Annotated in this window: 22 protein-coding genes; 11 read left to right on the forward strand and 11 right to left on the reverse strand. The window is 59.7% G+C overall.

The window, feature by feature from the left end:
• The first annotated feature begins 27 nt into the window (after window positions 1-27).
• From dnaN to dinD, 4 genes are all read left to right on the forward strand, one after another.
• The gene (dnaN, locus tag AD669_RS27410) at window positions 28-1,131 is read left to right on the forward strand and encodes a DNA polymerase III subunit beta (protein ID WP_053125301.1); all 1,104 of its coding nucleotides are present in this window, start codon (window positions 28-30) and stop codon (window positions 1,129-1,131) included.
• A 14-nt stretch (window positions 1,132-1,145) separates the two neighbouring features.
• Window positions 1,146-2,249: a DNA replication/repair protein RecF gene (gene recF, locus AD669_RS27415; protein ID WP_053125303.1), complete on the forward strand. Its 1,104-nt coding sequence runs from the start codon at window positions 1,146-1,148 to the stop codon at window positions 2,247-2,249.
• 5 nt (window positions 2,250-2,254) lie between these two features.
• Window positions 2,255-4,672, forward strand: coding sequence for a DNA topoisomerase (ATP-hydrolyzing) subunit B (gyrB, locus tag AD669_RS27420; RefSeq protein ID WP_008084382.1), 2,418 nt, complete (start codon window positions 2,255-2,257; stop codon window positions 4,670-4,672).
• A 203-nt stretch (window positions 4,673-4,875) separates the two neighbouring features.
• Window positions 4,876-5,712 (forward strand): DNA damage-inducible protein D, encoded by an 837-nt coding sequence (dinD, locus tag AD669_RS27425; protein WP_053125306.1) that lies wholly within the window; start codon window positions 4,876-4,878, stop codon window positions 5,710-5,712.
• 14 nt (window positions 5,713-5,726) lie between these two features.
• Here dinD and AD669_RS27430 read toward each other — a convergent pair whose 3' ends face one another.
• Window positions 5,727-6,446 (reverse strand): response regulator transcription factor, encoded by a 720-nt coding sequence (locus tag AD669_RS27430; protein WP_053125308.1) that lies wholly within the window; start codon window positions 6,444-6,446, stop codon window positions 5,727-5,729.
• Between the two features lie 168 nt (window positions 6,447-6,614).
• Here AD669_RS27430 and AD669_RS27435 point away from each other — a divergent pair, with 168 nt between their 5' ends.
• Window positions 6,615-8,147 carry an ATP-binding protein gene (locus AD669_RS27435; RefSeq protein WP_053125310.1) on the forward strand — a complete coding sequence of 511 codons (1,533 nt, stop codon included), beginning with the start codon at window positions 6,615-6,617 and terminating at the stop codon, window positions 8,145-8,147.
• A 168-nt stretch (window positions 8,148-8,315) separates the two neighbouring features.
• Here AD669_RS27435 and AD669_RS27440 read toward each other — a convergent pair whose 3' ends face one another.
• The 4 genes from AD669_RS27440 to glyQ all read right to left on the reverse strand — a co-directional run bounded on the left by AD669_RS27440 (window position 8,316) and on the right by glyQ (window position 12,727).
• A complete protein-coding gene (locus AD669_RS27440; RefSeq protein WP_053125312.1) occupies window positions 8,316-9,095 on the reverse strand; it encodes a 1-acyl-sn-glycerol-3-phosphate acyltransferase in 780 nt (259 codons plus the stop codon).
• An 83-nt stretch (window positions 9,096-9,178) separates the two neighbouring features.
• Entirely contained in the window at window positions 9,179-9,718 is a 540-nt protein-coding gene (gene gmhB, locus AD669_RS27445; protein WP_172680173.1) for a D-glycero-beta-D-manno-heptose 1,7-bisphosphate 7-phosphatase, read from the reverse strand.
• A 4-nt stretch (window positions 9,719-9,722) separates the two neighbouring features.
• Entirely contained in the window at window positions 9,723-11,777 is a 2,055-nt protein-coding gene (glyS, locus tag AD669_RS27450) for a glycine--tRNA ligase subunit beta (protein ID WP_053125315.1), read from the reverse strand.
• Window positions 11,774-12,727, reverse strand: coding sequence for a glycine--tRNA ligase subunit alpha (gene glyQ, locus AD669_RS27455; RefSeq protein ID WP_025112261.1), 954 nt, complete (start codon window positions 12,725-12,727; stop codon window positions 11,774-11,776). Before glyQ ends, glyS begins: the two co-directional genes overlap by 4 nt.
• Window positions 12,728-12,808: 81 nt before the next feature.
• Here glyQ and AD669_RS27460 point away from each other — a divergent pair, with 81 nt between their 5' ends.
• The 3 genes from AD669_RS27460 (at window position 12,809) to AD669_RS27470 (ending at window position 14,641) form a co-directional block, all read left to right on the forward strand.
• Window positions 12,809-13,366, forward strand: coding sequence for a DNA-3-methyladenine glycosylase I (locus tag AD669_RS27460; RefSeq protein WP_053125317.1), 558 nt, complete (start codon window positions 12,809-12,811; stop codon window positions 13,364-13,366).
• Window positions 13,367-13,406: 40 nt separating this feature from the next.
• Window positions 13,407-14,294, forward strand: coding sequence for a lysophospholipid acyltransferase (locus AD669_RS27465; protein ID WP_008084359.1), 888 nt, complete (start codon window positions 13,407-13,409; stop codon window positions 14,292-14,294).
• Window positions 14,295-14,401: 107 nt separating this feature from the next.
• The gene (locus AD669_RS27470) at window positions 14,402-14,641 is read left to right on the forward strand and encodes a PilZ domain-containing protein (protein WP_053125318.1); all 240 of its coding nucleotides are present in this window, start codon (window positions 14,402-14,404) and stop codon (window positions 14,639-14,641) included.
• A gap of 4 nt (window positions 14,642-14,645) precedes the next feature.
• Here AD669_RS27470 and AD669_RS27475 read toward each other — a convergent pair whose 3' ends face one another.
• The 5 genes from AD669_RS27475 to def form a co-directional block, all read right to left on the reverse strand.
• Window positions 14,646-14,960, reverse strand: a complete 315-nt coding sequence (locus AD669_RS27475) for a tetratricopeptide repeat protein (protein ID WP_053125320.1) — start codon at window positions 14,958-14,960, stop codon at window positions 14,646-14,648.
• Between the two features lie 131 nt (window positions 14,961-15,091).
• Window positions 15,092-16,468, reverse strand: a complete 1,377-nt coding sequence (trkA, locus tag AD669_RS27480; protein WP_053125322.1) for a Trk system potassium transporter TrkA — start codon at window positions 16,466-16,468, stop codon at window positions 15,092-15,094.
• Between the two features lie 22 nt (window positions 16,469-16,490).
• Window positions 16,491-17,801: a 16S rRNA (cytosine(967)-C(5))-methyltransferase RsmB gene (gene rsmB / locus AD669_RS27485; RefSeq protein ID WP_053125324.1), complete on the reverse strand. Its 1,311-nt coding sequence runs from the start codon at window positions 17,799-17,801 to the stop codon at window positions 16,491-16,493.
• Window positions 17,798-18,757 carry a methionyl-tRNA formyltransferase gene (gene fmt / locus AD669_RS27490; protein WP_053125327.1) on the reverse strand — a complete coding sequence of 320 codons (960 nt, stop codon included), beginning with the start codon at window positions 18,755-18,757 and terminating at the stop codon, window positions 17,798-17,800. Before fmt ends, rsmB begins: the two co-directional genes overlap by 4 nt.
• A 58-nt stretch (window positions 18,758-18,815) precedes the next feature.
• Window positions 18,816-19,322, reverse strand: a complete 507-nt coding sequence (def, locus tag AD669_RS27495) for a peptide deformylase (RefSeq protein ID WP_053125329.1) — start codon at window positions 19,320-19,322, stop codon at window positions 18,816-18,818.
• A 162-nt stretch (window positions 19,323-19,484) separates the two neighbouring features.
• Here def and AD669_RS27500 point away from each other — a divergent pair, with 162 nt between their 5' ends.
• From AD669_RS27500 to AD669_RS27510, 3 genes are all read left to right on the forward strand, one after another.
• Entirely contained in the window at window positions 19,485-20,510 is a 1,026-nt protein-coding gene (locus tag AD669_RS27500) for a LysM peptidoglycan-binding domain-containing protein (RefSeq protein WP_053125331.1), read from the forward strand.
• An 80-nt stretch (window positions 20,511-20,590) separates the two neighbouring features.
• Window positions 20,591-21,691 (forward strand): DNA-processing protein DprA, encoded by a 1,101-nt coding sequence (dprA, locus tag AD669_RS27505; RefSeq protein ID WP_053125333.1) that lies wholly within the window; start codon window positions 20,591-20,593, stop codon window positions 21,689-21,691.
• A 55-nt stretch (window positions 21,692-21,746) separates the two neighbouring features.
• The gene (locus tag AD669_RS27510; RefSeq protein WP_053125335.1) at window positions 21,747-22,304 is read left to right on the forward strand and encodes an L-threonylcarbamoyladenylate synthase; all 558 of its coding nucleotides are present in this window, start codon (window positions 21,747-21,749) and stop codon (window positions 22,302-22,304) included.
• Between the two features lie 88 nt (window positions 22,305-22,392).
• Here the strand turns inward: AD669_RS27510 and AD669_RS27515 are convergent, their stop codons facing one another.
• Window positions 22,393-23,370 (reverse strand): NADPH:quinone reductase, encoded by a 978-nt coding sequence (locus AD669_RS27515; protein ID WP_053125336.1) that lies wholly within the window; start codon window positions 23,368-23,370, stop codon window positions 22,393-22,395.
• Window positions 23,371-23,388 lie beyond the last annotated feature (18 nt).

The raw sequence follows: 23,388 nt of genomic DNA on the forward strand, positions 1-23,388 counted from the left end.
CAGCTTATTAAGGCAAGGGACTAGACCATGCATTTCACCATTCAACGCGAAGCCCTGTTGAAACCCCTGCAACTGGTCGCAGGCGTCGTCGAGCGTCGACAGACCTTGCCGGTACTGTCCAACGTGCTGTTGGTAGTCGAAGGCCAGCAACTGTCGCTGACCGGTACCGACCTTGAGGTCGAGCTGGTCGGTCGTGTGCAACTTGAAGAGCCTGCGGAAACAGGTTCCATCACCGTGCCTGCGCGCAAGCTGATGGACATCTGCAAAAGCCTGCCCAACGATGCGCTGATCGATATCAAGGTCGACGAGCAGAAGCTGGTGGTTAAGGCCGGCCGTAGCCGTTTCACCCTGTCGACCCTGCCTGCCAACGACTTCCCGACCGTTGAAGAAGGCCCGGGTTCGCTGACCTGCAGCCTCGAGCAGAGCAAACTGCGTCGCTTGATCGAACGCACCAGCTTCGCCATGGCCCAGCAGGACGTGCGTTATTACCTCAACGGCATGCTGCTGGAAGTGTCCGAAGGCATCATCCGCGCCGTGGCCACCGACGGTCACCGTCTGGCCATGTGCTCGATGAAAGCCGATATCGGTCAGCCGGATCGCCATCAGGTGATCGTGCCGCGCAAAGGTATTCTCGAACTGGCGCGTCTGCTCACCGAGCCGGACGGCAATGTCAGCATCGTTCTGGGTCAGCATCACATCCGCGCCACCACCGGCGAATTCACCTTCACCTCGAAACTGGTCGACGGTAAATTCCCGGACTACGAGCGCGTTCTGCCGAAGGGCGGCGACAAGCTGGTATTGGGCGATCGCCAAGCGCTGCGTGAAGCGTTCAGCCGTACAGCGATTCTGTCCAACGAGAAATACCGCGGTATCCGTCTGCAACTGGCCAACGGTCAGTTGAAGATCCAGGCCAACAACCCGGAGCAGGAAGAAGCGGAAGAAGAAGTGGGCGTTGAATACAACGGCGGCTCCCTGGAAATCGGCTTTAACGTGAGCTATCTGCTCGACGTACTGGGCGTGATGACCACCGAGCAGGTTCGCCTGATTTTGTCCGACTCCAACAGCAGCGCGCTGGTGCAAGAGTCCGACAACGACGACTCGGCTTACGTTGTCATGCCGATGCGTCTGTAATCAGCTGACCCTGGATGTCCTTAAGTCGTGTTTCGGTCACCGCGGTGCGCAATCTGCACCCGGTGACCTTCTCCCCCTCCCCCCGCATCAACATTCTTTACGGCGCTAACGGCAGCGGCAAAACCAGTGTTCTGGAAGCCATTCATCTGCTGGGGCTTGCCCGTTCGTTTCGTAGCACGCGTCTGTTGCCGGTCATCCAGTACGAACAACTCGCCTGTACCGTGTTCGGTCAGGTCGAATTGGCCGAGGGTGGTCATAGCGCTTTGGGCATCTCGCGCGATCGTCAGGGCGAGTTCCAGATCCGTATCGACGGGCAGAACGCCCGCAGCGCTGCGCAACTGGCGGAGATCCTGCCGCTGCAGTTGATCAACCCCGACAGCTTCCGCCTGCTTGAAGGCGCGCCGAAGATTCGCCGGCAGTTTCTCGACTGGGGCGTGTTCCACGTTGAGCCGCGTTTCATGGCCACTTGGCAGCGTTTGCAGAAGGCCTTGCGCCAGAGAAACTCCTGGCTGCGGCATGGTACACTTGACGCCGTTTCGCAAGCGGTTTGGGACAGGGAACTGTGCCAGGCCAGCGCTGAAATCGATGAATACCGCCGCGCTTACATCAAAGCCTTGAAACCAGTCTTTGAACAAACCTTGAGCGAACTGGTTGAGCTCGAAGGTTTGACGCTCAGCTATTACCGAGGCTGGGACAAAGACCGGGAATTGAGCGCCGTACTGGCTGGATCCCTGCAACGGGATCAGCAAATGGGTCATACCCAGGCCGGACCGCAACGCGCTGATTTGCGTCTTAGATTGGGCGCCCACAACGCCGCGGACATTTTGTCCCGGGGTCAGCAGAAGTTGGTGGTCTGTGCACTGCGGATTGCCCAAGGGCACTTGGTCAGCCAGGCCCGACGCGGTCAGTGTATTTATCTGGTGGATGACCTGCCGTCCGAACTGGACGAGAACCACCGCCGCGCGCTGTGCCGTTTGCTGGAAGACTTACGCTGCCAGGTGTTTATCACCTGTGTAGATCACGAATTATTGAGGGAAGGCTGGCAGACGGAAACGCCAGTCGCTTTGTTCCACGTGGAACAGGGCCGTATCACCCAGACCCACGACCATCGGGAGTGAAGGCATTGAGCGAAGAAAATACGTACGACTCAACGAGCATTAAAGTGCTGAAAGGCCTGGATGCCGTACGCAAACGTCCCGGTATGTACATTGGTGACACCGACGATGGCAGCGGTCTGCACCACATGGTGTTCGAGGTGGTCGACAACTCGATCGACGAAGCCCTCGCCGGCCACTGCGACGACATCAGCATCATCATCCACCCGGATGAGTCCATCACCGTTAAAGACAACGGCCGTGGCATCCCGGTAGACGTGCACAAAGAGGAAGGCGTTTCCGCCGCCGAGGTCATCATGACCGTCCTCCACGCTGGCGGTAAGTTCGACGACAACTCCTACAAAGTATCCGGCGGTCTGCACGGTGTAGGTGTTTCGGTAGTGAACGCGCTGTCCGAAGAACTGGTACTGACCGTTCGCCGCAGCGGCAAGATCTGGGAACAGACCTACGTCCACGGCGTGCCTCAGGCACCGATGGCCATCGTTGGCGACAGCGAAACCACCGGCACCCAGATTCACTTCAAGCCGTCGGCGGACACCTTCAAGAATATCCACTTCAGCTGGGACATCCTGGCCAAGCGTATTCGTGAACTGTCCTTCCTCAACTCCGGTGTCGGCATCGTCCTCAAGGACGAACGCAGCGGTAAGGAAGAGCTGTTCAAATACGAAGGCGGCCTGCGTGCGTTCGTTGAGTACCTGAACACCAACAAGACTGCGGTCAACCAGGTGTTCCACTTCAACATCCAACGTGAAGACGGCATCGGCGTGGAAATCGCCCTGCAGTGGAACGACAGCTTCAACGAGAACCTGTTGTGCTTCACCAACAACATTCCGCAGCGCGACGGCGGCACCCACCTGGTGGGCTTCCGTTCGGCACTGACGCGTAACCTGAACACCTACATCGAAGCCGAAGGCCTGGCGAAGAAGCACAAAGTCGCCACCACCGGTGATGATGCGCGTGAAGGCTTGACCGCGATCATCTCGGTAAAAGTACCGGATCCGAAGTTCAGCTCGCAGACCAAAGACAAGCTGGTCTCTTCCGAAGTGAAGACCGCGGTCGAACAGGAAATGGGCAAGTACTTCTCCGACTTCCTCCTGGAAAACCCGAACGAAGCCAAGCTGGTCGTCGGCAAGATGATCGACGCTGCGCGTGCCCGTGAAGCGGCGCGTAAAGCCCGTGAGATGACCCGCCGCAAAGGCGCGCTGGACATCGCCGGTCTGCCGGGCAAGCTCGCTGACTGCCAGGAAAAAGACCCGGCGCTCTCTGAACTGTACCTCGTGGAAGGTGACTCCGCGGGCGGCTCTGCCAAGCAGGGGCGTAACCGCAAGACCCAGGCGATCCTGCCGTTGAAGGGCAAGATCCTCAACGTCGAGAAAGCCCGTTTCGACAAGATGATCTCTTCCCAGGAAGTGGGCACCTTGATCACCGCACTGGGCTGCGGTATCGGTCGCGACGAGTACAACATCGACAAGCTGCGTTATCACAACATCATCATCATGACCGATGCTGACGTCGACGGTTCGCACATCCGTACCCTGCTGCTGACCTTCTTCTTCCGTCAGTTGCCGGAGCTGATCGAGCGTGGCTACATCTACATCGCTCAGCCGCCGCTGTACAAGGTCAAGAAAGGCAAGCAAGAGCAATACATCAAAGACGACGACGCCATGGAAGAGTACATGACGCAGTCGGCCCTGGAAGATGCGAGCCTGCACCTGAACGAAGAAGCCCCGGGCATTTCCGGTGAAGCGCTCGAGCGTCTGGTGAATGACTTCCGCATGGTAATGAAGACCCTCAAGCGTCTGTCGCGCCTGTACCCGCAGGAACTGACCGAGCACTTCATCTACCTGCCGGCCGTGAGCCTGGAAAAGCTCGGCGACCACGCAGCGATGCAAGAGTGGCTGGCCCAGTACGAAGCGCGTTTGCGCACCGTCGAGAAGTCCGGTCTGGTCTACAAGGCCAGTCTGCGTGAAGATCGTGAACGTGGCGTGTGGCTGCCAGAGGTCGAACTGATCTCCCACGGCCTGTCGAACTACGTCACCTTCAACCGCGACTTCTTCGGCAGCAACGACTACAAAACCGTCGTCACCCTCGGCGCTCAACTGAGCACCCTGCTCGACGAAGGCGCGTACATCCAGCGCGGCGAGCGCAAGAAAGCAGTCACCGAGTTCAAGGAAGCACTGGACTGGCTGATGGCTGAAAGCACCAAGCGCCACACCATTCAGCGATACAAAGGTCTGGGCGAAATGAACCCGGATCAGCTGTGGGAAACCACCATGGACCCAAGCGTGCGCCGCATGTTGAAAGTCACCATCGAAGACGCCATCGGCGCAGACCAGATCTTCAACACCCTGATGGGTGATGCGGTCGAACCTCGCCGTGACTTCATCGAGAGCAATGCATTGGCGGTTTCGAACCTGGATTTCTAACGAATTTTGTTCGGACTTAAAGTAAAAAATAAACCCCGGTGAGTTTTGGCTCATCGGGGTTTATACGTTTCAAGCATCCCTCCATGCATACAAGTCTGCGTCATGATTTGTATGTACATGTTTTCCGGATTGATAACTCCTCGCGTCAGTGCAACGCTCTGTCTGGCTACTTTCGACTTATTCATTCAGCAGAGGATTTACCGTTGAGCGAACAGCATCAGACGTTTGAAGGCCTCAAATACCGAACCGACAGTGGAGTGGAGTATTGGTCTGCCCGAGACCTTGCTCCGCTGCTGGAATACAGAACGTGGCGTAACTTCGAGAACGTTATCGCCAAGGCTATACAAGCTTGTGAACACGGTGATCATCCGGTATCCGACCATTTTGTTGAAGCCAGCAAAATGGTCTCCTTGGGGTCTGGTTCTCTGCGAGAACTGAAGGATATCCACCTCTCCCGCTATGCCTGCTATCTGGTTGTCCAGAACGGAGATCCATCCAAGCCCGTCATCGCCGCAGGGCAAACCTACTTTGCGATTCAGACCCGACGTCAGGAGCTGACAGACGATTCCGAATTTCAGAGTCTAAGGGACGATCAGAAGCGTTTGTTGCTGCGCAATGAGTTACGCGAGCACAACAAACTTCTGGTTGAAACGGCACAGCAGGCAGGCGTTGAGACAGAATTGGATTTCGCCGTTTTCCAGAATCATGGATATCAAGGGCTCTACGGAGGACTTGATCAGAAAGCGATCCACCAGCGCAAAGGCCTCAAAAAAAGCCAAAAAATTCTTGATCACATGGGCTCGACTGAACTGGCCGCTAATTTATTTCGAGCGACTCAGGCTGAAGATAAATTGCGTCGCGACAATGTTCAGGGCAAGCAACAAGCTAACGACGTTCACCTGCAGGTTGGTCGAAAAGTCAGAGAAACCATTTCCGAACTAGGCGGCACCATGCCAGAGGATCTTCCAATGCCGGCAACGAGCATCAAGCAGTTGGAATCTGCGATCAAAAAATTGAAGGGTCGCGCCGGAGAAGAGTGAAACAACCATAACCATTAGTGCGAGTTCGACACCACACTCTCCAACCGATACCCATACCCATAAATCGTCAACAGCTGCCACCCTCGATCCGCCGTCAGCCCGAGCTTGTTCCGCAGCCGATAAATATGCGTATCCAGCGGTCGCGACGACGCCATCTCCTCATGCGGCCAAAACCGTTCATACAGATAATCCCGCGATAACGGCCTCCCCAGGTTGCTGAACAGACACCGCGCCAGTCGATACTCGCGCTCGGTCATGACAATCGGCTTTCCCTCGCGAGTGACGGTCAGTTCAGCGTCATCAAACGTCAGATCATTAAAGCTCAGCACTTCTGTCGCCGGCGCACGTTGCTGGCTGTGCCGCCGCAATACTGCGGCCACCCGCGCCTTCAATTCATTCGGCCGAAACGGCTTGCTCACATAATCATCCGCCCCCGCATTCAACGCCTGAACGATGTCGCTCTCGCCATCACGGCTGGTGAGCATGATTGCCGCTGGTGTCGCTTCCATGTGTTCGCGGGTCCAGCGCAGCAGGGCCAGGCCGGTGAGGTCGGGCAGTTGCCAGTCGAGGATCAGCAGGTCGAAGGTTTCCCGGCGCAGTTGGCGCAGCAGGTCTTCACCGCGTTCGAAGCTGTGCAGTGACCACGGCTGTTCGCCGGCATCGGCCATTTGCTGCAGGGTTTGCTCGACCCGGCGCAGTTCGGCGGGTTCGTCGTCCAGAATCGCAACGCGCATTCGCGGTTATTCCTTGTTGCTTGGGCAGTGGCGGACAACCATAGTCGCTCGGCCCTCGCAGTGAAAGTAAGCAGCCCGCCGTTGGTCGACGTCCGCTATGATTCTTCGGGTCTACGTCTCAGACCTGTGGCCCATGAAACCATTCACCCTGCCCTGCCGTTTTTCCAAATGAACACTAATCGCCGGCGCGAAAGCCGCGAGCCCAGCCAAGTGCAGCGCCTGTTTCGACAGCTGGTGCGCGAGTGGTTGTGGATAAGTCTAGTGCTGTTGCCGCTGACTGCGCTGTTGTCGTATCGCGCGCAGATCAACCTGCACGGTGCGGCTCCCGTCATGGGGGCGATGCTTTCGGTTGGGCTGGTGGCGTGCGTACTTGGTTTGCTGTTGTGGCGTCCGCGCTGGGCGTTGTGGATAACGTTGGTTGGCATGGCCGGCGTGCTGCTGACCAGCGCCGGGCTGGCGGAGATGCGTCGCTGGTGGTCGCCGACGCCGGCGGTGTTGGGCATGTTGTTCGGCTATCTGATCTGGAACTGGCGGCGTCTGAGTGTGGTGCTGACTTATTTCGGCTGGGAGCTGACGCGGCTGGATGGAGAGCCGAAGGTTTTCCCCGAACGCCGTCGCACGCAATTCACCGGCGCCGATCGTTTGCAGGGGCAGATCATGGCCTTGGAGCAAGCCATGAGCCGCACCCGCGATACTCGACGCTTCATCGCAGACGGTTTGGAATACTTGCCGGTCGCCACACTGATCAGCGATCCCAAGGGGCAGATCCTGCTGGGCAATCGCAAGGCCCGCGCGTTGTTCGATACTGCATTAGTGGGCGACGACGTCCTCGATCAACTCGCCCGCCTCGGCTATCCGGAATTATCCACAGAGCCACGTCCAGCGTTATCCGGCCTTCCGCTGCTGGAATTCCGTGACCACAAGGAACGCAGCCTGCGCCTGGAACGTGCCGCCCTGCTGCCGGTGGACGGTGACACGCCGATTGGCTGGCTGTTGAGCCTCACCGACCTCAGCGCTGAGCGCGCGGCGGAAGAACAACGCAGCGTATTGCTGCGCTTTCTGTCCCACGACCTGCGCGCGCCGCACTCGGCGATCCTCGCTTTGGTGGATGTGCATCGCCATCAGGCCGGGGCTGATGCGCCGTTGTTCGAACAGATCGAACGTCAGGTGCGCCGCGCGCTGGATCTGACCGACGGTTTTGTTCTGCTGGCGCGAGCTGAGTCTGAGACTTACCAATTTCAACCGACGTTGTTCGCGATGCTGGTGCTCGACGTGCTGGATCAAGCGTTGCCCATTGCCCAGCAGAAACGCATCGAGCTGCTGCATGACATGGATGAAGAGTCGCAGGAACGTCTGATCAATGCCGATCAAGGCTTGCTGACCCGCGCGCTGTTCAACCTGCTGGAAAACGCGATCAAGTACAGCCCGGCCGACACCACGATCATCCTGCGCGTCCGTTGCCGTGAGGAATGGTTGCACTGTGAATTGATCGATCAAGGCAAAGGCATCGCCGCCGATGAATTGCCGGATCTGTTCAGTCAGTACCGCCGTTTTTCCTCCGCCCAAGGCATCGATGGTGTGGGGCTGGGCCTGTCGATGGTCAAAGCGGTGGTTGATCACCATGGCGGTAAAATCGAATGCCGCAGCGTGGTGGATCAAGGCACCACGTTCCTGCTGGAGTTACCGCTGATTCACGAATAATCAGGCACAAAAAAACCGGCTATATCAGCCGGTTTTTTTACATCGGAAAAAAACTTATGCACCTTTTACGGTCTTTTATGAGCTTGAGAAATATATAAGTAAATCAATTACTTAATCTCAATATTCAAGCCTTTTCAAACAAACCGTACACAGGTTATCCACAAAATCTCAGACAGCGATTTGATCGTTGGCGACTGGTGCCTGCGGGGCCGGCGGCAGTGAGCCCATTTCGCGTTGAGTCTTCTCGTTCCAGGCTTGCACCCGGTCGTTCAACTCGGCAATGGCGCGCGGGCCTGTGCCTTCGGCGTACATCGGTTCGCCGATGACCACAGTGATCACGCCGGACTTTTTACCCCAGCCGACTTTCGGCCAGAATTTGCCGGCATTGTGTGCAATCGGCAGTACCGGAAGCGCCGCATTCACCGCCAAAGCGCTACCACTGCGGGAGAACTTGCCGACAGTGCCAAACGGCACGCGTGTGCCTTCCGGAAAGATCAGCACCCAAACGTTGTCCTTGAGCAGCTCGTCACCTTTCGCGGCGACTTGTTTCAGTGCTGCTTTCGGGTTGTCGCGGTCAATCGCGATCGGCCGCAACATGGCCATGGCCCAGCCGAAGAACGGCACGAATAACAATTCACGCTTGAGCACTTGGCTCAACGGCGAGAAATAAGCGGAGAGAAAGAACGTCTCCCAAGTGCTCTGGTGGTTCGATTGAATCACGCAGGGCCGGTCAGGCACGTTTTCCGCGCCTTTGATTTCGTAACGGATACCGAGAAATACCTTGGTCAACCACAAGGCGCAACGGCACCAGTACACGTTGATAAAACGATAACGCGCCTTGAACGGCAGAAACGGCGCGATGAAAAAACTCAAGCTGCACCACAGCAGGGAGGTGGTGCCCAGCAGCAGGTAAAAGAGAAAAATCCTGATGGCCCGCAGTATCGACATAGTGACGTTTACCGTGACGGGGCAATGCCCGAGTGTTCAAGCGCACTCCCGATCAATCCCTGGTCAGGAACTTCAGAAGTACTCTAGTTGTGGATAAGTTCTGCGGCAATCGCCGCCAGATCGTCAAAAATCAGAGTGCCAACCGGCAGGGTTTTGCCCTGAGTCTTTTCGCCTTTTCCGGTCTTTACCAAAATTGGCTGTGAATCGACGGCTTTGGCAGCCTCCAGGTCACCAAGGCTGTCGCCGACGAACCAGACATTGCTCAGCTCGACGTCGTAATGCGCCGCGATGGTTTTCAACATCCCCGGCTTCGGCTTGCGGCAATCGCAGCCTTCGTCGGGCCCATGCGGGCAATACACGATCAGCCCGACTTCACCGCCCTGCTCCGCGACCAGCTCACGCAAGCGTGCGTGCATGGCATCGAGGGTGGCGAGGTCGTAATAGCCGCGAGCAATGCCCGACTGGTTGGTGGCCACCGCCACCGTCCAGCCGGCCTTGCTCAACTGCGCAATCGCTTCGATCGAGCCGGGCAACGGAATCCACTCCGCCACTGACTTGATGTAAGCGTCGGAGTCGTAATTGATCACTCCGTCCCGATCGAGAATCAGCAGTTTCAACAGCAATCCCTCAACCCAGCAGCGAAATGTCGGCAACGCCGAGGAACAGACCACGCAGACGCGCCAGCAGCGCGTAACGGTTGGCCCGCACATTGGCGTCGTCGGCATTGACCATCACCGCGTCGAAGAACGCATCCACCGGCTCACGCAATGCCGCCAGGCGTGCCAGCGATTCGTTGTACTGACGCGCCGCAGCCATCGGTTGTACCGCTTGATCCGCTTGCTGGATCGCCGAGTACAGCGAGAACTCGTTGGCGTTGTCGAAGTACTTCGCTTGTACCTCGGTCGGTACTGCGCCTTCGAGTTTGCTCAACAGGTTCGATACACGCTTGTTCACCGCCGCCAGCGCTGCTGCTTCCGGCAGTTTGCGGAAGGCCTGCACCGCTTGCACACGCTGATCGAAGTCCAGCGCCGAACCCGGCTTCAGGGCACGTACCGACAGGTAAGTAGCGACTTCAACGCCTTCGTCTTCATAACGCGCACGCAGGCGGTCGAAGATGAATTCCAGCACGGACTCGTTGAGGCCGGCAGCCTTGACCTTGGTACCGAACGCATTCACGGCGAAAGCCACAGCGTCGTTCAGGTCCAGATCGAGCTTCTTCTCGATGAGGATACGCAGCACGCCGAGTGCCGCACGGCGCAGGGCATACGGGTCTTTGCTGCCCGTTGGCAGCATGCCGATACCGAAGATACCGACCAGGGTGTCGAGCTTGTCAGCGATCGCAACGGCGGCACCGGTCAGGGTGGCTGGCAGTTCAGCACCGGCACCGCGTGGCATGTATTGCTCGTTCAGCGCCAGCGCGACGTCTTCCGGCTCGCCGTCATTGAGGGCGTAGTAGTAACCGGCGACACCTTGCATCTCCGGGAACTCGCCAACCATTTCGGTGGCCAGGTCGCACTTCGACAGCAGGCCAGCGCGAGCAGCCCACGAAGCGTTGCCGCCAATGCGTGCGGCGATGTACGCAGCCAGTTTAGATACGCGCTCGGCCTTGTCGTAGACGCTGCCGAGTTTTTCCTGGAACACCACGTTCTTCAGGCGATCGTTGAAGGCTTCGAGTTTCTGCTTCTTGTCTTGCTTGAAGAAGAACTCGGCGTCGGTCAGACGTGGGCGAACCACTTTCTCGTTACCGGCGATGATCTGTTGCGGGTCTTTGCTTTCGATGTTGGCCACAGTGATGAAACGTGGCAGCAACTTGCCGTCGGCATCCAGCAGGCAGAAGTACTTCTGGTTGTCCTGCATGGTGGTGATCAGCGCTTCTTGCGGCACGTCGAGGAAACGTTCCTCGAACGAGCACACCAGCGGCACCGGCCATTCAACCAGCGCGGTGACTTCGTCGAGCAGTGCCGGCGGCACGATTGCCGTGCCTTCCTGACGGGTGGCCAGCTCTTCGGTGCGCTTGCTGATGATCTCGCGACGCTCGTTGGCGTCGGCCAGCACGTAAGCGGCACGCAGGTCGGCGAGGTAGCTCGACGGCGAACCGATGCGCACGCTTTCCGGGTGATGGAAGCGGTGACCACGGGAATCACGGCCGGCCTTCTGCGCGAGGATGGTGCAGTCGATGACCTGGTCACCGAGCAGCATCACCAGCCATTGGGTCGGACGCACGAACTCTTCCTTGCGCGCACCCCAACGCATGCGTTTCGGGATCGGCAGGTCGTTCAGCGAATCTTCGACGATGGTCGGCAGCAGGCTCGCGGTCGGCTTGCCGGCGATGCTCTGGCTGTAACGCAGTTTCGGGCCGCTCTGATCGATTTCGCTCAGATCAACGCCGCACTTCTTCGCGAAACCCAGTGCTGCTTGCGTTGGATTACCTTCAGCGTCGAACGCCGCCTGACGTGGCGGGCCGTCGAGGTTGATGCTGCGATCCGGTTGCTGGGTAGCCAGCGCGGTGATCAGCACAGCCAGACGACGCGGCGCGGCGTAGACGGTTTTAGTCTCGTAGCTCAGGCCAGCGGCTTGCAGGCCCTTGTCGATACCGGCGAGGAACGCGTCAGCCAGGGTGTTCAGGGCTTTCGGTGGCAGTTCTTCAGTGCCCAGTTCAACCAGAAAATCTTGCGCACTCATTGTGCTGCCTCCAGCTTGGCCAGTACTTCGTCACGCAGATCCGGGGTCGCCATCGGGAAGCCCAGCTTGGCGCGCGCCAGCAGGTAGGCTTGCGCAACGGAACGCGCCAGGGTGCGTACGCGCAGAATGTATTGCTGACGCGCGGTCACCGAGATCGCCCGGCGCGCATCCAGCAGGTTGAAGGTGTGCGAGGCCTTCAACACCATTTCGTAGCTCGGCAACGGCAGCGGCTGGTCGAGTTCGATCAGGCGCTTGGCTTCGCTTTCATAGAAGTCGAACAGTTCGAACAGTTTGTCGACGTTGGCGTGTTCGAAGTTGTAAGTGGACTGCTCCACTTCGTTCTGGTGGAACACGTCGCCGTAGGTGACTTTGCCCATCGGGCCGTCAGCCCAGACCAGGTCGTAGACCGAATCCACGCCTTGCAGGTACATGGCCAGACGCTCAAGACCGTATGTGATCTCTCCGGTCACCGGGTAGCACTCGATGCCGCCCGCCTGTTGGAAGTAAGTGAACTGCGTCACTTCCATACCGTTCAGCCAGACTTCCCAGCCCAGACCCCAGGCGCCGAGGGTCGGCGATTCCCAGTTGTCTTCGACGAAGCGGATGTCGTGAACCAGTGGATCGAGGCCGACATGCTTGAGGGAGCCCAGGTACAGTTCCTGGAAGTTGTCCGGGTTCGGCTTCAGCACGACCTGGAACTGATAGTAGTGCTGCAGACGGTTCGGGTTTTCGCCGTAACGGCCGTCAGTCGGACGGCGGCTTGGCTGCACGTAAGCGGCGTTCCAGGTTTCCGGGCCGATGGCACGGAGGAAGGTCGCGGTGTGGAAAGTGCCGGCGCCTACTTCCATATCGTAGGGCTGAAGTACCACGCAACCTTGCTCGGCCCAGTATTGCTGGAGCGCGAGGATCAAGTCTTGGAAGGTACGCACGGCTGGCGTAGGCTGGCTCACGAAATTCACCTGTTTCTTGGGCTGCGATTTAAAGAGCGGGAGTATACCCGATTCAGTCGCACCTCCACCCCCTGGAGCCTTATGCCACGCTGCTTTTGGTGTACCGAAGATCCGCTGTACATGGCTTATCACGATCAGGAGTGGGGCACGCCGCTACGCGATGCGCAGGGTTTGTTCGAGTTGCTTTTGCTCGAAGGGTTCCAGGCTGGCCTGTCGTGGATCACCGTGCTGCGCAAACGCGAGCGTTATCGCGAGGTGCTGTTCGGCTTCGACGTGCAGCGCGTGGCGCAGATGAGCGACGCCGAAATCGACGAATTGATGCTCGATCCGGGGATCATCCGCAACCGCCTCAAACTCAACGCCGCCCGCCGCAATGCCCAGGCCTGGCTGGCGCTGGAGGATCCGGTGACCTTCCTCTGGTCGTTCGTCAACGACCAACCGATCATCAATCATTTCAAGGATCGCAGCGAAGTCCCGGCGATCACCCCCGAAGCACTGGCGATGAGCAAAGCCCTGAAAAAGGCCGGTTTCACGTTCGTCGGCCCGACCATTTGCTACGCGCTGATGCAGGCTTCGGGCATGGTCATGGATCACACCCGCGACTGCGACCGCTACGCGCAGCTCGTCAACGCCGGTTAGAATGGCCGCCTCGCGCACCGCACAAGATCAGGAGTGACCTGTGGAAAAGTTTAAAGGCGCCTTGCTGGTAGGCGCTCTGCGGCTGTTTGCCCTGCTGCCATGGCGGGCCGTGCAGGCCGTGGGTTCGGCGATCGGCTGGATCATGTGGAAAACCCCCAACCGCTCCCGCGACGTGGTGCGGATCAACCTCGCCAAATGTTTTCCACAGATGGATCCGGCCGAACGTGAGCGTCTGGTCGGGCAGAGCCTGAAAGACATCGGCAAGTCGCTGACCGAAAGCGCCTGCGCGTGGATCTGGCCGGCGCAGCGTTCGATCGATCTGGTGCGCGAAGTCGAAGGCCTCGACGTGCTGAAAGACGCTTTGGCCTCGGGCAAAGGCGTGGTCGGCATCACCAGCCACCTCGGCAACTGGGAAGTGCTCAACCACTTCTATTGCAGTCAGTGCAAACCGATCATTTTCTATCGCCCGCCGAAGCTCAAAGCTGTGGACGAATTGCTGCGCAAACAGCGCGTGCAACTGGGCAACAAGGTCGCCGCCTCCACCAAGGAAGGCATTCTCAGCGTGATCAAGGAAGTGCGCAAAGGTGGTGCAGTGGGCATCCCCGCTGACCCGGAACCGGCCGAATCCGCCGGGATCTTCGTGCCGTTCTTCGCCACGCAGGCGCTGACCAGCAAATTCGTGCCGAACATGTTGGCCGGTGGCAAAGCCGTCGGCGTGTTCCTGCATGCGCTGCGCCTGCCCGACGGGTCTGGTTACAAAGTGATCCTCGAAGCCGCGCCCGAAGCCATGTACAGCACCGATACCGCCGAATCCTGCGCAGCAATGAGCAAAGTCGTCGAGCGCTACGTCGCCGCGTACCCAAGCCAGTACATGTGGAGCATGAAACGCTTCAAAAAGCGTCCACCCGGTGAAGAACGCTGGTACTGACGAAGTTGGCACACTCTGTGGATAACTTGTAGGAGCTGCCGCAGGCTGCGATCTTTTGATCCTGCTTGAGGTTATCCACAGAACCGTTCAAAAAAGGGCGCACCAAGATGTCCGAACACCGCAAATCCTTCCGCATCAAAATCACCCACGACAGCTTCGGCGAATGCCTCGGGCAAACCCGCAACCTATCGCCGACCGGGGTGTATGTGCAGCATCCGAGCCTGGCGTCGTTGCCCAAAGGTGCGGTGGTTTACGGCCAGGTGCAGGATTTACCCACAGGCGCGCCACGCGTGCGAATGGAAGTGGTAACGGTCGACGCCGAAGGCATCGGCTTGCGCTACTTGTAGAACGTCACTGCGCCTGACGATCGAGTTTCTTCAAAAACACCGTCATTTCCTTCTCGGCCTGCTTGTCGCCATGGGCGCGAGCGGCTTCCAGACCTTGTTCCCATGCCTGACGCGCGGCGGCAGTGTCGCCCAGCGCCAGTTGCGCCTTGCCCAACAGTTTCCACGCGGCGGAATACTTCGGATCGAAGCCGACGCAGCGCTGGAAATGTTCGGCGGCTTTGCCGTTTTCGCCCAGATCCAGATAGCCCTTGCCCAGGCCGAAGCGCAGCAGAGAGTTATCCACACCCTTGGCGAGCATTTTTTCCAGGGATTCGAGCATTTTTGCACCCTCGCTTCAGTGATCGTTCCCACGCTCCGCGTGGGAATGCCTCAATGGACGCTCTGCGTCCGCTCTTGGGACGCAGAGCGTCCCGGGCTGCATTCCCACGCGGAGCGTGGGAACGATCAACCTCAGAAAAAGCTCAGCCCCACATGAAACAGCTTCTCCACATCGCGAATATGCTTTTTATCCACAAGGAACAGAATCACATGGTCGCCCGCCTCGATCACCGTGTCGTCGTGGGCGATGATCACTTGTTCGTTGCGGATTACCGCGCCAATCGTGGTGCCCGGCGGCAGGCCGATCTTCTCGATCGGCTTGCCGATGACCTTGCTCGATTTCGCATCACCGTGGGCAATCGCCTCGATCGCTTCCGCCGCACCGCGACGCAGTGAGTGCACGCTGACGATATCGCCACGGCGTACGTGCGCCAGCAACGTGCCGATGGTCGCCAGTTGCGGGCTGATGGCGATGTCGATGTCGCCGCCCTGAATCAGGTCGACGTAGGCCGGGTTGTTGATGATCGTCATGACCTTCTTCGCCCCCAGCCGTTTCGCCAGCAGCGACGACATGATGTTGGCTTCGTCATCGTTGGTCAGCGCGAGGAAAATGTCGGCGTCGGCGATGTTCTCTTCCAGCAGCAAATCGCGGTCGGATGCGCTGCCCTGCAGCACCACGGTGCTGTCGAGGGTGTCGGAGAGGTAGCGGCAGCGCGCCGGGTTCATCTCGATGATTTTCACCTGATAACGGCTTTCGATGGCCTCGGCCAGGCGCTCACCGATCTGCCCGCCGCCAGCAATGACGATGCGTTTGTAGGTTTCGTCGAGACGGCGCATTTCGCTCATCACTGCGCGAATATTCTCACGCGCGGCGATGAAGAAGACTTCATCGTCGGCCTCGATCACCGTGTCGCCCTGCGGCAAGATCGGCCGGTCACGACGGAAAATCGCTGCGACGCGGGTTTCGACATTCGGCATGTGTTCACGCAACTGGCGCAGTTGCTGACCGACCAGCGGCCCGCCGTAATAGGCGCGCACCGCGACCAGTTGCGCCTGACCTCCGGCGAAGTCGATCACTTGCAACGCGCCCGGATATTCGATCAGGCGCTTGATGTAATTGGTCACCACTTGCTCGGGGCTGATCAGCACGTCGACCGGAATCGCTTCGTTCTGGAACAACTGCTCTTCGCGCGTCAGGTACGAGGCTTCGCGCACTCGGGCGATTTTCGTCGGCGTGTGAAACAACGTGTGGGCGACCTGACAGGCGACCATGTTGGTTTCGTCGCTGTTGGTCACCGCCACCAGCATGTCGGCGTCGTCCGCGCCGGCCTGACGCAGCACCGTCGGTAACGAGCCTCGGCCCTGAATGGTACGGATGTCGAGACGATCGCCGAGGTCGCGCAGGCGTTCGCCGTCGGTGTCGACCACGGTGATGTCGTTGGCTTCGCTGGCGAGGTGCTCAGCCAGCGAACCGCCGACCTGCCCTGCCCCGAGGATGATGATTTTCATCCAGTCACTCCATTGAATCCATTTAGCCGCGTGCGGCAGCGATCTTGATCAGCTTGGCGTAGTAGAACCCGTCATGCCCGCCCTGCTGGGCCAGCAATTGGCGACCATGCGGCTGTTTGATCCCGGCCGTGGTGGCCAGATCCAGTTCGCGGGCGCCCGGTGTGCGCTCAAGAAACGCGGCGATGACTTCGGTGTTCTCGGTCGGCAGCGTCGAGCAGGTGGCGTAAAGCAGAATGCCGCCGACTTCGAGGGTTTTCCACATGGCGTCGAGCAGCTCGCCTTGCAGTTGCGCGAGGGCGACGATGTCGTCCGGCTGACGAGTCAGCTTGATGTCCGGATGGCGACGGATCACGCCGGTGGCCGAGCACGGCGCGTCGAGCAGGATGCGCTGGAACGGTTTGCCGTCCCACCATTTTTCGGTGTCGCGACCGTCAGCGGCGATCAGTTCGGCGTTGAGGCCGAGGCGCTCAAGGTTTTCCTTCACGCGCACCAGTCGCTTGGCTTCCAGATCCACCGCGACCACGCCGGCCAGCGCCGCTTCGGCTTCGAGGATATGGCATGTCTTGCCACCCGGCGCGCAGCAGGCGTCGAGCACGCGTTGGCCTGGCGCCAGGTCGAGCAGGTCGGCGGCCAGTTGCGCCGCTTCGTCCTGCACGCTGATCCAGCCTTCGGCAAAACCCGGCAGGCTACGCACGTCGGCGGCGGCTTCGAGGATGATGCCGTCGCGGCTGTACACGCACGGTGTCGCAGCAATGCTGGCCTCAGTCAGCAGACCGAGGTAAGCGTCGCGGCTGTGATGGCGGCGGTTGACCCGGAGGATCATCGGCGGATGCGCGTTGTTCGCTTCGCAGATGGCTTCCCACTGCTCCGGCCAAAACGCTTTGAGGGATTTCTGCAGCCAGCGCGGGTGAGCGGTACGCACCACCGGATCACGTTCCAGTTCGGCAAAAATCGTTTCGCTTTCGCGCTGAGCATTACGCAACACCGCGTTGAGCAGGCCTTTGGCCCAAGGTTTTTTCAGCTTGTCGGCGCAACCCACGGTTTCGCCGATGGCGGCATGGGCCGGCACGCGGGTGTAGAGCAATTGGTAGAGGCCGACCAGCAGCAACGCCTCGACATCGGCGTCGGCGGTTTTGAACGGCTTCTGCAGAAGTTTTTCCGCCAGTGCCGACAGGCGCGGCTGCCAGCGCGCGGTGCCGAACGCCAGATCCTGAGTGAAACCGCGATCGCGATCCTCGACCTTGTCGAGTTGTGTCGGCAGTGAACTGTTCAGCGAAGCTTTGCCGCTGAGCACGGCGGCGAGTGCCTTGGCGGCGGCCAGACGCGGGTTCATTGCGCGTCCACCGCTGCGCCGAGCACCGTACCGACAGCGAATTTCTCGCGACGGCTGTTGAACAGATCGCTGAAGTTCAGCGCTTTACCGCCGGGCAACTGCAGGCGGGTCAGGCACAGCGCCTGTTCGCCGCACGCGACGACCAGGCCGTCCTTGCTGGCGCTGAGGATTTCACCCGGCGCGCCGTTGCCTTCGGCAATGGTCGCCGCCAGCACTTTCAGCGCTTCACCGTTGAGAGTGCTGTGGGTGATCGGCCATGGATTGAAGGCGCGCACCAGTCGCTCCAGTTCAACCGCCGGACGGCTCCAGTCGATGCGTGCTTCGTCTTTGTTCAATTTGTGCGCGTAAGTGGCGAGTTCATCGTTCTGCACTTCGCCTTCCAGCGTGCCTGCGGCCAGACCGGCAATCGCTTGCACCACGGCCGGCGGGCCCATCTCGGCGAGGCGATCATGCAAGGAGCCGCCAGTGTCTTCGCCAGTGATCGGCGTGACGACCTTGAGCAGCATCGGCCCGGTGTCGAGGCCGGCTTCCATGCGCATCACGGTCACGCCGCTTTCGGCATCACCGTGTTCGACGGCGCGCTGAATCGGTGCCGCACCGCGCCAGCGTGGCAGCAACGAGGCGTGACTGTTGATGCAACCCAGGCGCGGAATATCCAGCACCACTTGCGGCAGGATCAGGCCGTAGGCGACCACCACCAGCAAATCCGGATTCAGCGCGGCCAGCTCGGCTTGAGCGTCAGCGTTGCGCAACGTCGGCGGCTGCAACACCTGGATATTATTTTCCAGCGCGAGCTGTTTGACCGGGCTCGGCATCAGTTTTTGCCCGCGACCGGCCGGACGATCCGGTTGGGTGTAGACCGCAACGATCTCGTAAGGGCTGCTCAGCAGGGCCTTGAGGTGTTCGGCGGCAAATTCCGGGGTACCGGCAAAAACGATGCGCAGTGGCTCAGTCATGGAAGGCGTCTCTTGAAAAGAAAAAGGCTTGCCGCAGCAAGCCTTTGAAGGAGGGGCATCAAGCGTTCTGGCGGTGGAGCTTTTCCAGTTTCTTCTTGATCCGGTCGCGTTTGAGCGTGGACAGGTAATCGACGAACAATTTGCCGTTGAGGTGGTCGCATTCGTGCTGGATGCACACCGCGAGCAGGCCTTCGGCGATCAGTTCATAGGGCTTGCCGTCGCGGTCCAGCGCCTTGATCTTGACCTTCTGCGGGCGGTCGACGTTTTCGTAGAAACCCGGTACCGAGAGGCAGCCTTCCTGGTATTGCTCCATTTCTTCGGTCAGCGATTCGAACTCGGGGTTGATGAACACCCGGGGCTCGGTACGGTCTTCGGAAAGGTCCATCACGACGATACGTTTGTGCACGTTGACCTGGGTCGCGGCGAGGCCGATGCCCGGCGCTTCATACATTGTTTCAAACATGTCGTCGACCAACTGACGCACTTCGTCGTCCACTACAGCCACAGGTTTGGCGATAGTGCGCAGACGCGGGTCCGGAAATTCGAGGATGTCTAAAATGGCCATAGGCTTTGATTGCTGCACGTGTTGAGTAAAGTCGGGTCGATGGCCTGGCAGGTCCGAAGATGCAGGCTACCGTTTGTGAAGCGTAGCTTGTGCATTTTGCTCAAGCGAGCCACGGGGGCTCTGACGGTTCACGCGAACGCACATGATAAAGGGATTCACTGCATGAGGAAAACACTACTCGCCCTGCTGTTGCTGGCTTCGGCCGGCGTAGCGCAAGGGCAAGTGCAACTCAGGGATGGTTTTCCACAGCAATACACGGTGGTTACGGGTGACACACTCTGGGACATTTCCGGCAAATACCTGCGCGAGCCCTGGCAATGGCCGCAGTTGTGGCGGGCCAATCCGCAAATTGAGAACCCCAACCTGATCTATCCCGGCGACACGCTGACGCTCAGCTACGTCAATGGCCAGCCGCGTCTGACGCTCAATCGCGGCGAGTCGCGCGGCACCATCAAACTCTCGCCTCGGATTCGCACCAGCCCGGTGGCCGAGGCGATTCCGAGCATTCCGCTGAAATCGATCAACAGTTTTCTGCTGAGCAACCGCATCGTCGACAAGGCCGAAGATTTCGACAAGGCGCCGTATATCGTCGCCGGCGATGCCGAGCGTGTGCTCAGCGGCACAGGCGACCGCATCTACGCGCGCGGCCATTTCGACCCGAATCAACCGGTCTACGGCATCTTCCGCCAGGGCAAGGTCTACACCGATCCGCAGACCAAGGAGTTCCTCGGCATCAACGCCGACGACATCGGCGGCGGTGAAATCGTCGCGACCGAAGGTGACGTTGCCACCCTCGCCCTGCAACGCACCACGCAGGAAGTGCGCCTCGGCGACCGTTTGTTCAGCGGCGAAGAGCGTTCAATCAACTCGACGTTCATGCCCAGCGCACCCGCTACCCAGATCAACGGCGTGATCATCGACGTGCCACGCGGCGTCACTCAGATCGGCGTGATGGACGTGGTCACCCTGAACAAGGGCAAACGCGACGGATTGGTCGAAGGCAACGTGCTGGAGGTCATGAAAACCGGCGAAACCGTGCGCGACCGTATCACTGGCCAACCGCTGAAAATTCCCGACGAACGCGCCGGGTTGCTGATGGTGTTCCGCACCTACGACAAACTCAGTTACGGCCTCGTCCTTAACGCATCGCGCTCGCTGGCGGTGCTCGACAAGGTGCGAAATCCGTAAGCTTGCTTCACAAGTTACCAACAGAGTTATCCACAGCTTGTTCCGAATGGTTCGGAGCTTATAACGATCAAGGATGATCCATGATGATGTCTGCCTCCGCGCCGGTTTCCCCGGCAGAACTGGAAGCGCGCCTGCGCCTGCACCGCTTGCCGGAAATCGGCCCGAAGCGTTTTAGCAAATTGCTCGAAGCCTTTGGCTCGGCCTCAAAAGCCATCAGCGCGCCCGCGAGTGCCTGGCGTTCGCTGGGAATGCCGGCGGCGAGTGCCGAAGCGCGCCGTTGCCCGCAAGTGCGCGATGGCGCCAGCCACGCAATGCGCTGGCTAGAGCGGCCGGAGCATCATTTGCTGATGTGGGATCAGCCGGATTACCCGGCACTGCTGGCGCAGATTCCTGATCCGCCGCCGCTGCTGTTTGTCGCGGGTGATCCACTGATTCTGGAGAAACCGCAGTTGGCGATGGTCGGCAGCCGCCGCGCTTCGCGTCCGGGAATGGACACGGCGGCGGCGTTTTCCCGCAGCCTCGCCGGGGCCGGTTTTGTCATCACCAGCGGTCTGGCGCTGGGCATTGATGCTGCTGCGCATCAAGCCGCGCTGGATGTCGGCGGGCTGACCGTCGGGGTGCTCGGCACCGGGCTGGAAAACTTTTATCCACAGCGCAATCGACGCCTCTGCGACGCGATGATCGCGTCCGGCAGTGCGGTGCTTTCGGAGTTTCCGCTGGACGCCGGGCCGACCGCGAGCAACTTCCCCCGGCGCAACCGGATCATCAGCGGTTTGTCCCTTGGCGTTCTGGTGGTCGAGGCCAGCGTTGCTAGCGGATCCTTGATCACGGCGCGGCTGGCAGCGGAACAGGGGCGCGAGGTTTACGCGATTCCCGGCTCGATTCATCACCCCGGCGCGCGCGGTTGTCACCAGTTGATTCGCGATGGCGCGGTGCTCGTGGAAACCATCGAGCACATTCTCGAAGCCCTGCGCGGCTGGCAGCGTTTGCCGCTAGCCGCAGACACGCCGAAAGTCGATCATCCACTGCTGATGTTGCTGCACGCCGCGCCGCATACCAGCGAAGGTCTGGCCGACAGCAGCGGCTGGGCGTTACCGAAAGTGCTGGCAGCGCTGACCGAACTGGAAATGGATGGCCGCGCGGTGAGTGAAAACGGCCGCTGGTTTGCGCGGGTGAGCTAGGTTTTACAAGGAAGATCGGTAAACTGCGCGAAACCTGTTTGTGGAGAGTTTTTTCATGGTCAACAGTTGGCGTGTGCAACAAGCCGCACGAGAGATTCGCGCCGGGGCGGTGATTGCCTATCCAACCGAAGCCGTCTGGGGCCTGGGTTGCGACCCGTGGAATGAAGAAGCGGTGGATCGGCTGCTGGCGATCAAGAATCGCTCGGTCAATAAGGGCCTGATTCTGGTCGCCGACAACATCCGCCAGTTCGACTTCCTGTTCGAAGACTTCCCGCAAGAGTGGCTCGATCGCATGGCCAGCACCTGGCCGGGGCCGAACACCTGGCTGGTGCCACATCAGGGCTTGTTGCCGGAATGGGTGACGGGTGTGCACGACACGGTGGCGCTGCGCGTTAGCGATCATCCGCAGGTGCGTGATCTGTGCTCGATGGTCGGCCCGTTGATTTCGACCTCGGCCAACCCGCAAGGGCGCCCGGCAGCGCGCACGCGGTTGCGTGTTGAACAGTATTTCCGTGGGCAGATTGATCTGGTGTTGGGCGGGGAATTGGGTGGGCGCAAGAACCCGAGCCTGATTCGTGATTTGGCCACGGGCAACATTGTGCGCCCGGCTTAAGACCGCGTCGCTTCCATCGCGAGCAGGCTCACTCCTACATTTGGAATGCGTTCCCCTGTAGGAGTGAGCCTGCTCGCGATGGGGCCCGTCAAGGCAACAGAATTGTCGAACCTGTCGTGCGTCGAGCCGACAACTCAGTCTGCGCCTTGGCCGCCTCAGCCAACGAATAACGCTGGCTGATATCCACCTTGATCTTGCCGCTGATGATCATCTCAAACAGCTCATCCGCCATCCGCTGCAAGTTCTCCGCGTTATTGGCATAAGTCGCCAACGTCGGCCGGGTCACGTACAGCGAACCCTTCGCCGCAAGAATCCCCAGATTCACGCCGTCCACCGCGCCCGACGCATTACCGAAACTCACCAGCAGACCACGCGGTGCAACGCTGTCCAGCGACGTCAGCCACGTGTCCTTGCCCACACCGTCGTAAACCACCGGGACTTTCTTGCCATCGGTCAACGCCAGCACGCGTTCGGCAACGTTTTCGTGGCTGTAATCGATGGTCGCCCAAGCGCCATTGGCCTTGGCCAGCTCAGCCTTCTCTTTCGAGCTGACGGTGCCGATCAACTTTACGCCCAGCGCCTTGGCCCATTGGCAGGCCAGCGAACCGACACCACCAGCAGCGGCGTGGAACAAAATGGTTTCGCCACCCTTCAATTCATAGGTCTGGCGCAGCAGGTACTGCACGGTGAGGCCCTTGAGCATCACGCCGGCGGCGGTTTCGAAACTGATTTCATCCGGCAGTTTCACCAGATTGGCTTCAGGCAAAACGTGCAACTCGCTGTAAGCGCCCAAAGGGCCGCTGCCGTAGGCCACGCGATCACCGGCCTTGAAACGGGTGACGCCGCTGCCGACCGCATCAACTACGCCTGCACCTTCGGCGCCGAGGCCGGACGGCAAGGCTGGCGGCGCATACAGACCGCTGCGGTAATAGGTGTCGATGAAATTCAGGCCAATCGCCTTGTTCGCCACGCGCACTTGATTCGGGCCGGGTGCGGCGGGTTCGTAATCAACAAATTCGAGCACTTCGGGGCCGCCGTGGGCGCGGAACTGGATACGCTTTGCCATCTGCCTGCTCTCCTTGGG

The sequence above is a fragment of the Pseudomonas sp. P1.31 genome (assembly GCF_001269815.1).
GTDB lineage: Bacteria > Pseudomonadota > Gammaproteobacteria > Pseudomonadales > Pseudomonadaceae > Aquipseudomonas > Aquipseudomonas rustica.